Here is a 10,434-nt window from a genome sequence, read left to right as displayed (position 1 = left end):
CATGAGGGGAATAGATGACGTAACAATGTCTTTATTTGTACCAATTTACCCTGATGATTGGCTACTAGGGTGTTGTGTTTGATGCGAATGCAAAACTTTATTTGCTCTTTATTTAGCCATTGAACCACTCTTTGCCAACAAACTCTCTATCGGCTAATACATACTGTATTTTGTCTGCGCCAAAGGTGTTGATGAACTTTTGTATGAGCTCACATCTCTCATTACTATTGCTGTTACCTTTTTTATCAAGTAGTGTCCAGTATAAGGGAGTAGCAATTCCTTGATGAACAACGCTGAGCAAAAGATGTTATAGTCATAGCCCTTAAAAACAGTCACACAGCCAAAGAAATAGAAGAATAACGTATCGATACAATCTATTCCCCAATCTTGACGCTTTTTCTTAACCCAAGCCCAAGTTTGCTCAATAGGGTTTAAGTCAGGACTATAAGGCGGTAACCATAGAATAGTGTGTCCTGAATCTTCAATGGTTTTTTGAATATCAAGGCCCTTATGGAAAGTTGCATTATCCATAACGATCACACTATTAAGGGGAAGTTGTGGTAATAACAGTTGCTGAGCCCAGCTATGGAATACATCACTATTAACACTACAGTCGTAAAGACCTACTGCGAATAACTGATTATTGTAAATAGCACCTATAGCATTGGTTTGGTTTTTTAGTTGCCAGTTATGCTCGCCAAAGCACTTCTCACCTTTTTTGGCATAGCCGTAAGGTCTGTAATCATGTGCCTTGAAGCCACTTTCATCTAAGTAAACGACAGGACGGTTATCTTTTTCATACCAGGCTAACTGCTCAGCGAATAACTGACGTTTTTCTTCATCTGATTTAGGATGATGCAGTGTCTTTTTTTGAGTAATACCAAGTCGCTTCAGTGCACGACTGATGCTTCTTTGGCTACAGTTAAGACGTCTTGCTCGTTCTATTTGATAAGCATCTGGATAAAGCTCAACATCTGCTTTAAGACTATCGCTATCCACCTTGTAAACAGTATAGACGTAAACTTTACGCTCAATGTTCTTTTTCCAACGCTGAATTGTCGTTGTACTGATTTGATATTCTTCGGCAAGCTCTCGATAACTGTAACCTTCGTCAAGCTTATCTAATATCATTTGTCTGTAGTCTTTTGAATATGCCATCTTATCAGTGTATCTTATTTATGGGGCTATGACTATAATGTTCTTTTACCCCATTTCCAGTTGGTTCTGTCTATGCTGATGATGACTTCGTCTAAGTCAAAGAGTTGATAGATGAATTTGGCTAGCTGGTCCTGGTCTATGTCAACTTGTGCAAAGAAGCGTTGTAGCCGTCTGTAATTACTGTTTGTCCTACCTTTGACAAATCCTCTTGCTATTTGTTTGAGGTTGCTACTTTGTACTTGTATTATCGCTAGAGTAATTAAGGCTAAACACGTCAATCTTGTCTTGTTCATGGTTAGGTTTTGCGATAATATATTTATGAGCTGATTAAGGTTTGGCATAGTGTGGTTCGTAAGAAAAATTACTATTATGCCTTGTCCTTAGTCAGCTTTTTTGTTTTTTGTCGTGTACAGAGATTTTAAACATAATTAAAAAAAATAAAGCATTATTATCGGTGCTTATCAATATTGAACCGCCCCGGGATTGTCGGAGACTCAATGCTCCAAGAGAATACGACAATGAAAACACGAAACTATGCCCCTGAAATGAAAGAGCGAGCCGTCCGTATGCTAATTGAAGCTAAAGACGATTACCCATCTACCTGGTCAGCCATCAAAGCCATAGCGCCAAAGATAGGTTGCACGCCTGAGACCCAACGATCATGGCATAAAAAGCACATTGATAAAACCATTCCTACGAATATTCAAGCTCAAAGCCAAGCCGAGCGTATCAAAGAGCTTGAACGTGAGAACAGAGAGTTAAAGCAAGCCAATGAGATTATAAAGAAAGCGGCAGGTCTTGAAGCCCAGGCAGAGTTCGACCGCAAACCCAAGTAATGGTTGATTTTATTGACGATCACAAACAACAATATGGAGTCGAGCCAATCTGTAGAGTATTACTGATTGCTCCATCCACATACTATCGTGCTAAAGAGCTAGGAGAGACGCCTGAAAAACGTTCACAGCGTAGCCAGCATGACGAACTTCTATCTTAATGAGATTAAATGTATCTGGCAGGACAGCAAATGCCGATACGGTGCTCGTAAAGTCTGGAAACAGTTGAAATCTAAAGGTGTACATCCTGCACGTTGCACTGTAGAGCGGTTAATGCGTCAGCATGGTATGCAGGGTATTTGGCGAGGTAAAGGTAAGATAACCACTAAGTCTCGTGATGATCAAAAGCGTGCTGATGATTTAGTTAATCGTAACTTTAATGCCCATCGCCCTAACCAGCTATGGGTTGCTGACTTTACTTACGTTAAAACATTGAGTGGTTGGGTCTATACTGCCTTTATCATTGATGTGTTTGCTCGCGCTATCGTTGGTTGGAAAGTATCAGATCGAATGAACACGGATATGGTGATGGCAGCGTTAAATCAAGCCATTGCAGACAGAAACCATCCTAAAGATGTCATTCATCATAGTGATCGCGGCGTTCAGTACTTATCCATTCGCTATACGGATAAGATGGCTGATTCTGGCGTTATTGCATCTGTTGGTACAACCGGTGATTCATACGATAATGCGTTAGCTGAAACGGTTAACGGGCTTTATAAAACAGAGGTGATTGAATATTTAAAACCGCAGTGGCGGGATGCGTATGATGTTGAATTAGCAACCCTTGAATGGGTCGATTGGTTTAACAAAACTCGCATTCATAGTACGATTGGTTATGTGTCGCCTTTTGAGTTTGAGAGACGATACTATGATAGCCTTAATGAGTCAGACAAAGCTGCCTGACTCAAGCAATCCACTCTCCGATATAGTCGGGGCGGTTCAGTCTAGGCAGTGTCGTTATCTCGTTGTCTTTACTATTTACTTGCGTTTGTGCTAATACCAATTTAGTTTCACTGGCAAAGGCAGTGAATAAATGAATAGAGTCTGTATCTTTAAAGCCACCTTGGAGAAATTTACCATCAATGGCTATGTGTGTATGGTCTTTAACACTTTCGGTCATCCAATGAGCAAAGCATAGGGCAAAGTGATCTTTGTCTATCATTTTCATGACATTTCCAAAGGTGTCATGCGAGGGTATACCATAAGGCATATTCAGAACCTTCTCAAACCATGACCTGTTCTCTTTGGCAAAGTCTTCGACACTCACCCAGTCGTTATAGCCGCAGATAAAAGCGGTTAGCGCAATAAATATGACATTCTCTAGTGGATGATAGAGGTTTTTGTTTTGGCGTCTTGGGTCATTGAGTTTGGCAAAAAACTCTCTTGGACCATTGAGCATAATAGCTCCCTCTTATGGATCGGTTGCTATATTTTACTCCTTCTTTGACTTTTTGTAGTGCGATTGCCCTGGAACGACCCTATTGTATTCACTTTAAATTTCGAATGAGGATTATAATAGTAATGAGAAATATTCGCAATTAAATATTAAGCTCAAAAAAAGGCTCCAATCATAAAGATTAGGGCCTTTTTTTGTGCTAACTCTAACCTGAGTTCGGGATAAGCAGGTCAAAAAAGGCAAAAAAAAGAAGTCCAAAATTGTTAAAGTCAATGTACTAATAAAAACTCAACAAAAAGGACTTCTTACATGGACAACCTAACCGAATTATACTGCCACATTGACGACTTTTACCAAGCATTCAAACCAGAATTTGAACGTCAGCTGATCGAAAATGGGACAAAGCGATTAAGAGCATGCAAGATAAGTGTACCAGAGATAATGACTATATTGGTACTGTTTCATCAATTACGTTATCGTCAATTTAAAGGGTTTTACTATCATCATATGCTAGGCATGATGAAAAAAGATTTTCCGGACCTACCAAGCTACTCACGTTTTATTGAATTAGTACCCCGTGCTCTTGTGCCTTTGTGTGCTTATCTTAAAAGCTTGATGGGAAGTTGCACAGGTATTAGCTTTGTGGATGCCACCAAACTATCTGTATGCCATAACCGGCGGATTAAGCGTCATAAGGTCTTTGAGGGGATTGCTCAAAGAGGTAAGACAAGTATGGGTTGGTTTTACGGATTTAAACTGCACGCCATTATCAATCATCACGGTGAGTTATTATCGATTAGAGTCACTCCGGGAAATATAGATGATAGAGAGCCGCTAAGACAGGGCCTAGCAAATGATATATTCGGTAAACTGTTTGGTGATCGAGGGTATGTCAGTCAAGATTTAAAAGATAAACTGTTTAATGACTTCAATATCGATTTATAACCAAGCTTCGAAGGAATATGAAACAGCAGATTCTTAAACCTATTGATGAGGCGTTACTTAACGGACGCTCGTTAATTGAAACTGTTTTTGATGAGCTTAAAAACTTTTGTCAGATTGAACACTCAAGGCATCGAAGCTTCACAGGTTTCGCTGCTAATCTTTTAGCAGGACTCATTGCTTACTGTTGGTTTCCCTTTAAGCCGACACTCAAAAACGTGTCGGCTTATGGACAAGCTGCAAAAAAATAAGCTGTTTCAATGATTTAGGCAAGCTCTTATCCCGAACTCAGGTTAACTCTAGGGAATCGTGACAGGCAGTTTATTCATTCTGACCAAGGTTCCAAAACGTTTTACCACTTCAATATGTTGAATCCGTTGATTGTCTGGATACTTCTCCGCATAGGACACTACTCTATTTTGTCTCAGCTCATTCGGAACGATAAAAATATGCTCGAGCTCATTCAGAACTGCCTTTTGGGTTTTATTGGCAATAGCATATTTAGGGATTGTTTTATCGTTGACAAAAGTATAAGTTGCCTTGAAACCAGGAACTTGTATCGTTTTAGGGATACTCTGCTCCGGTTTAATGTCGATATATATAAATATTAAATTCTCCATATTCCAACATAATTTTATCTCTCATCTGCGTTTACACGATTACATTTTTTACTTACAATACGCAACCTTTTTAACACACGTTAATTATAAATCTCGATTTTCAAGGTGCTAATATAATTGAGTAATACTTAACATTAGATAACATAAACCACTGATTCTAATAATTTTCATCTTGTATTATCACAGATTATTATTTATCTAGATTTTGCAATCTTTACTTAATTGGAGAAATTATGCGTGCTTTAACTTACCACGGTGCTAAAGATGTACGAGTGGACAATGTCCCAGAGCCTGAACTGCAAGAAAAAGATGATGTTATTTTACGTGTGACTGCGACTGCAATTTGTGGCTCAGATTTACACTTGTATCGTGGCAAAATGCCTGCAACCGAGGAAGGCGATATCTTCGGTCATGAGTTTATGGGTGTGGTTGAAGAAGTAGGCTCTGAAGTCACAGCTGTTAAGAAAGGCGATAGAGTCGTTATTCCTTTTGTTATTGCATGTGGTAACTGCTTTTTCTGTCAACATGACCTAATGTCCGCTTGTGAGACTACAAATACAGGCCCAGGCGCTGCTATTAATAAAAAAATAATTCCGCCACCGGCTGCTTTATTTGGTTTTAGCCATTTGTATGGTGGTATTCCTGGTGGGCAAGCAGAATTTGTACGGGTTCCTAAAGGTAATTTTGGTCCGTTCAAGGTACCTGGCTCACTGTCAGATGAGAAGGTTTTATTTTTATCCGATATTTTACCGACTGCTTGGCAGGCCGTGACTAATGCCAATATTACTAAAGGTTCAACCGTAGCTATTTATGGTGCGGGTCCTGTGGGGTTATTATCAGCAGCTTGTGCCAAAATGTTAGGTGCTGAGCAGATTTTCGTGGTAGATCATAATGACTACCGTTTGCAGTATGCCAAAGATACCTACGGTGCTATTCCGGTTAATTTCGATAAGGTGGATGCTGCTGAATTTATTATTGAACAGACCAAAGGACATCGTGGCGTTGACGGCGTTATTGATGCGATTGGCTTTGAAGCCAAAGGCAGTATACTAGAAACAATAATGACCAATTTGAAAATTGAAGGGTCAAGTGGTGCAGCACTACGTCAATGTATTGCAGCTGTGCGTCGTGGTGGGATCGTTAGTGTTCCGGGTGTGTATGCAGGACCTATTCATGGTTTCTTATTTGGTGACGCTTTTGATAAGGGGCTTACTTTCAAAATGGGCCAAACCCATGTACACAAGTATTTACCACAATTATTAGAGTATATTGAAAATGGTGATTTATCACCTGAAGCTATTATTACTCACCGTATGAATTTGTCTGACGCTGCTAAAGGTTATGAAATTTTTGAAAAGCGTGAAGAAGAATGTCGTAAAGTCATTTTAACCCCTTAATTTTTCAAATTTACCCTTAACATTTAAGAGTTAAGTCATAGCTGCTTTAAAGGGATTATCTTTAATAACAATTATCACTAAAACAGCTAGCAAAAAAATCTTTAACTTATTTTTATTTAAGCAAATAAGTTATTTAGATAAGCAAGCTCTAGATTAATAAGCGATAAATAAAAAATCATCGCAACAAGGTAATTTATTTATTCTTCAAACCTTTTTTACTTTTAAATTTTAACTATGGAAACATTCTCTGTAAACGACAAAAACAAAAAAGCTGACTAAGGACAAGGCATAATAGTAATTTTTCTTACGAACCACACTATGCCAAACCTTAATCAGCTCATAAATATATTATCGCAAAACCTAACTATGAACAAGGCAAGATTGACGTGTTTAGGCTTAATTACTCTAGCGATAATACAAGTACAAAGTAGCAACCTCAAACAAATAGCAAGAGGATTTGTCAAAGGATAGGACAAACAGTAATTACAGACGGCTACAACGCTTCTTTGCACAAGTTGACATAGACCAAGACCAGCTAGCCAAATTCATCTATCAACTCTTTGACTTAGACGAAGTCATCATCAGTATAGACAGGACCAACTGGAAATGGGGTAAAAAGAACATTAACATCTTTTTGCTCAGCGTTGTTCATCAAGGAATCGCTATTCCCTTATACTGGACACTACTGGATAAAAAAGGTAACAGCAATAGTAATGAGAGATGTGAGCTCATACAAAAGTTCATCAACACCTTTGGCGCAGACAAAATACAGTATGTATTAGCCGATAGAGAGTTTGTTGGCAAAGAGTGGTTTCAATGGCTAAATAAAGAGCAAATAAAGTTTTGCATTCGCATCAAACACAACACCCTAGTAGCCAATCATCAGGGTAAATTGGTACAAATAAAGACATTGTTACGTCATCTATCCCCTCATGAAACGTTTATGTTAGCCAGAGCTGTTCCCGTATATGGCGTTAAAGTTCGTCTATTTGCAAAGCGTGATGCTGACAACGATTATGTCATCATAGCGAGCAACAATTTAGATCATACGGATGCTATGGCTCTTTATAGCAGACGCTGGGAGATTGAAACCTTGTTTTCTTGTTTTAAAGGACGAGGGTTTAATCTTGAAGATACGCATCTTACACAGTTGGATCGGGTAAGTAAGTTAGTGGCGGTTTGTGCGCTAGCATTTTGTTGGTCATATCGCATTGGGATTAAAACTGTACAGCATCACCCTAAAAGACGAAAGCTTAAGAAACATGGTCGACCCCAGCAAAGTCTGTTTGCTATTGGTTTGGATGTTTTGATTGATGGTTTGCGTGAGTATTTCTTTGCTGGCAATCGACGTGTGTTTGAGGTTCTAATAAGTTATTTGTCTCCTAGTCCACGACCTTTGAGACTTTGAGCATTTTTGTCGTGTACAGAGGTTTAAAATATAAAAATATAAAATGTCGTTAATTGTAAGTCGTATTTTGCTAGGTAATATTTACTTCTTTATGCTTTGACTCTCTACATAAAATTAGGATTCTAATATATGAAAACGAAAAAATTATTTACTACACTAGCTTTGTTAACGTCAAGTTTATTAGCTATAGAGTCACAAGCAGTTAATATTTTGAATGAAAGTAACTCTAAAGCAGTAGGTAATGTAAGATGGCATCTACAATCAGATACTAAACCTGAAGATTTAATTAAAAAACCAATACCTAAAGATAATGTCAGTATCTTTTTTATTAGACCATTAAATAATGATCCCGAACAGACGAGTGCCAATATTGCCATTAATGACCGCTATCAAGTAAGCCTTCAGCCGGGTAGCTTTACTCAGGTTTACTCATGTGTAGGGGTTAACCGTTTAAGTACTGAGGTGACTGGACAAAAAACAAATGACCTGTTAGCGAATAGTATCGACTTCAATCTAGCCCCAAACAACCACTATTTTTTCTATGTAGACATAGACAGCAAAGGTAACTCAACTATACAGCCAATAGAAAGTGACAAAGCACTCAACTATCTAGAAGGTAAGCGTTATCAGGCGCACCAGATTACACGAGTCGTTCCGAACTGTCCAATTATAAAGCCTAGTGCATCAGTTATAACATCACCCGTACCGGCACCGGTACTTGAAAAAGAAGTCAGCATAGAGCTTGAAGTATTGTTTGACAACGATAAGGCTATCGTTAAGCAGGAGTACTTTAATGAAGTTCAAGAGCTAGCAGAATTTATGCAGAAATACAGCAATACCTCAGCAATAATTGAAGGTCATACAGATAGCAATGCTAGTGACGATTATAACCAAAAGCTATCAGAGAGACGCGCTAACGCTATTAAACAGATCCTAATTAGTAAATTTAATATTTCACCTGACCGACTATCAGCTATAGGCTATGGTGAGCAGCGTCCGAGAGCGACTAATAAAACCGCAGAAGGTCGTCAACTAAACCGCCGTACCATCGCTGTTATCAAGGAGCGAGTACGAGTGGATCAAGAAGGCAACCAAATATTAAAGTAAAAGCCCTAAACAAATTTATTTGAAAATTAATATTATAAGCTAGAGTAAAAATCATGAAAACTGTTATCGTAAAAGCTCACAACAGCAAACAGACCATACAAGAAATTCAAGCTGTTACTAAAGATGGCCAACCCAATATCATCAAAGCTGTTAAGAACGTCAACTATGAGTTTTTTGACGAGTCAATTGGACGTGCACCAAACCACGTTATTACCAAGCGGATAGATAATAATCTACACGTTTCATTTGAGCGTGAAGGTAAAGAAACTGATTTGATAATTGAGGGCTTTTATAAGTCTACTAAAAAACAAAATGAAGCTAACCATATCGATGAAGAAGCAAGTAATGATCAAGCACTAATTGGTATGGCTGAAGATGGCAACTATTACTACTATATACCAGATACAGGTCAAGTATATGACTATGTTACGCAGCTAGAAGTTGGCGCAACAGAAGGTCAAGCGTTAGGTGGTGATGAAATGCTTGCACCATGGTGGGTTACTGCGCCTGTAGGATTTCCTTGGTGGTTAGGTTTAGGTCTGATTCCTATTGTAGCTATAGGTAAAAATGATAATGATAAAGGGCCTGTAAAAAATCCTCCTGTGGCAAATGATGACACCGTAGTAGGTGAAACCAATAAGCCTGTGATAATAGATGTCATTAATAATGATACGGATGCTAATAATAATCTTGACCCAACGACGGTTAAACTTATTGATCCAGATACGGTTAATCAAACCACGGAAGTTATAGTGGCAGGCGAAGGGGTATGGAAGGTTGATACGATAACGGGTGACGTAACCTTCCAACCAGATCTAGGCTTTATTAGTGATCCAACACCAATAAAATATGTAGTAGCTGACACCACTGGTCTACAGTCAAACGAGGCAACGATTACTATTGCCTATCCGCCAACGGTGAGCATTAGTGCCACTGATAATCAGGCGATTGAGGGGATTGATAACACGTTAGTGTTTACTGTCTCACAAACCAAGATCAGTAACTTTGACACCACGGTAACCGTAAGTTTAGGGGCAAGTGATATTGATGCCTCAGACATCGCTTCGATCACTTACACTAATGCTAATGGAGAGGCCGTTACTCTATCGACTCAAGCCCAAATCCAAAACTTCTTTGAAAAAGGCGATAAAGTTACTATCCCAGCGGGTAGTACCCAGGCGTCTGCGATTATCATAACTGTCGTTGATGATACAGTTTATGAGAAGTCAGAGGATATGGTGCTTGAGATTAGCCGTCCTGTAAATGCGGTATTAGGTCAAGCTTCTGATAAAGCGACAATCTTAGATGAAGATGCTACGGATGGTACACCAAACGATGGCGACAAGCCGACAGTAACCGTAAGTGGCGCCAGTGCTGTTGAGGGTGACATCTTAGTTCATAAGGTTACCCTAAGCCATACGGACTCAGACTGAGGTGAGCTATCCATTTGAATTAAAAGATGGCAGTGCCAAAGCGGGTGAGGACTACAGCAAACACGCTACAACTACGTTTTAGCAATGGCGTGACCTATGATCCGGTAGCGGCACTATCACCGTACCAGCGGGAGTTA

Annotated in this window: 8 protein-coding genes, 2 pseudogenes and 1 other annotated feature; of the genes and pseudogenes, 6 read left to right on the top strand and 4 right to left on the bottom strand. The window is 39.1% G+C overall.

Annotated elements, in window-relative coordinates:
* Window positions 1-153: 153 nt before the first annotated feature.
* Together LK453_RS13875 and LK453_RS13870 are read right to left on the bottom strand one after the other, a co-directional pair.
* Entirely contained in the window at window positions 154-1,158 is a 1,005-nt protein-coding gene (locus LK453_RS13875; protein ID WP_227954015.1) for an IS630 family transposase, read from the bottom strand.
* Window positions 1,159-1,190: 32 nt separating this feature from the next.
* Window positions 1,191-1,499 (bottom strand): hypothetical protein, encoded by a 309-nt coding sequence (locus LK453_RS13870; RefSeq protein WP_227954014.1) that lies wholly within the window; start codon window positions 1,497-1,499, stop codon window positions 1,191-1,193.
* 177 nt (window positions 1,500-1,676) lie between these two features.
* Between LK453_RS13870 and LK453_RS13865 the strand changes: the two are divergent.
* Window positions 1,677-2,897, top strand: a pseudogene (locus LK453_RS13865) (IS3 family transposase).
* Window positions 1,952-2,068: a sequence feature (AL1L pseudoknot), on the top strand. Its footprint overlaps the pseudogene before it by 117 nt.
* Before the next feature lies 1 nt (window position 2,898).
* On the opposite strand, the gene LK453_RS13860 reads toward LK453_RS13865, so the two are convergent.
* Entirely contained in the window at window positions 2,899-3,393 is a 495-nt protein-coding gene (locus LK453_RS13860; protein WP_201542301.1) for an ISAs1 family transposase, read from the bottom strand.
* 306 nt (window positions 3,394-3,699) lie between these two features.
* Between LK453_RS13860 and LK453_RS13855 the strand changes: the two are divergent.
* Window positions 3,700-4,583 (top strand): annotated as a pseudogene (locus LK453_RS13855) (IS982 family transposase).
* A gap of 48 nt (window positions 4,584-4,631) precedes the next feature.
* On the opposite strand, the gene LK453_RS13850 reads toward LK453_RS13855, so the two are convergent.
* Window positions 4,632-4,952 carry a hypothetical protein gene (locus LK453_RS13850; protein WP_201542305.1) on the bottom strand — a complete coding sequence of 107 codons (321 nt, stop codon included), beginning with the start codon at window positions 4,950-4,952 and terminating at the stop codon, window positions 4,632-4,634.
* A gap of 233 nt (window positions 4,953-5,185) precedes the next feature.
* On the opposite strand from LK453_RS13850, the gene LK453_RS13845 reads away from it, so the two are divergent.
* The 4 genes from LK453_RS13845 to LK453_RS13830 all read left to right on the top strand — a co-directional run bounded on the left by LK453_RS13845 (window position 5,186) and on the right by LK453_RS13830 (window position 10,297).
* The gene (locus LK453_RS13845; protein ID WP_227954013.1) at window positions 5,186-6,349 is read left to right on the top strand and encodes a zinc-dependent alcohol dehydrogenase; all 1,164 of its coding nucleotides are present in this window, start codon (window positions 5,186-5,188) and stop codon (window positions 6,347-6,349) included.
* 457 nt (window positions 6,350-6,806) lie between these two features.
* Complete coding sequence (locus LK453_RS13840; RefSeq protein WP_227954012.1) at window positions 6,807-7,757, top strand: IS4 family transposase; 951 nt, start codon at window positions 6,807-6,809, stop codon at window positions 7,755-7,757.
* Window positions 7,758-7,886: 129 nt separating this feature from the next.
* Window positions 7,887-8,864 (top strand): OmpA family protein, encoded by a 978-nt coding sequence (locus tag LK453_RS13835; RefSeq protein WP_201542314.1) that lies wholly within the window; start codon window positions 7,887-7,889, stop codon window positions 8,862-8,864.
* 53 nt (window positions 8,865-8,917) lie between these two features.
* The gene (locus tag LK453_RS13830) at window positions 8,918-10,297 is read left to right on the top strand and encodes an Ig-like domain-containing protein (RefSeq protein ID WP_227954011.1); all 1,380 of its coding nucleotides are present in this window, start codon (window positions 8,918-8,920) and stop codon (window positions 10,295-10,297) included.
* The last annotated feature ends 137 nt before the right edge of the window (window positions 10,298-10,434 follow it).

This window comes from Psychrobacter sanguinis (assembly GCF_020736705.1).
Classification (GTDB): Bacteria; Pseudomonadota; Gammaproteobacteria; order Pseudomonadales; family Moraxellaceae; genus Psychrobacter; species Psychrobacter sanguinis.
This window is presented reverse-complemented; position numbering and strand designations above follow the sequence as displayed.

Bases quoted from the DNA above. Each gene is read 5' to 3' on its own strand.
- LK453_RS13835 (WP_201542314.1), top strand. From the start codon at position 7,887: ATGAAAACGAAAAAATTATTTACTACACTAGCTTTGTTAACGTCAAGT.
- LK453_RS13830 (WP_227954011.1), top strand. From the start codon at position 8,918: ATGAAAACTGTTATCGTAAAAGCTCACAACAGCAAACAGACCATACAA.
- LK453_RS13870 (WP_227954014.1), bottom strand. From the start codon at position 1,499: ATGCCAAACCTTAATCAGCTCATAAATATATTATCGCAAAACCTAACC.
- LK453_RS13845 (WP_227954013.1), top strand. From the start codon at position 5,186: ATGCGTGCTTTAACTTACCACGGTGCTAAAGATGTACGAGTGGACAAT.
- LK453_RS13860 (WP_201542301.1), bottom strand. From the start codon at position 3,393: ATGCTCAATGGTCCAAGAGAGTTTTTTGCCAAACTCAATGACCCAAGA.
- LK453_RS13850 (WP_201542305.1), bottom strand. From the start codon at position 4,952: ATGGAGAATTTAATATTTATATATATCGACATTAAACCGGAGCAGAGT.
- LK453_RS13875 (WP_227954015.1), bottom strand. From the start codon at position 1,158: ATGGCATATTCAAAAGACTACAGACAAATGATATTAGATAAGCTTGAC.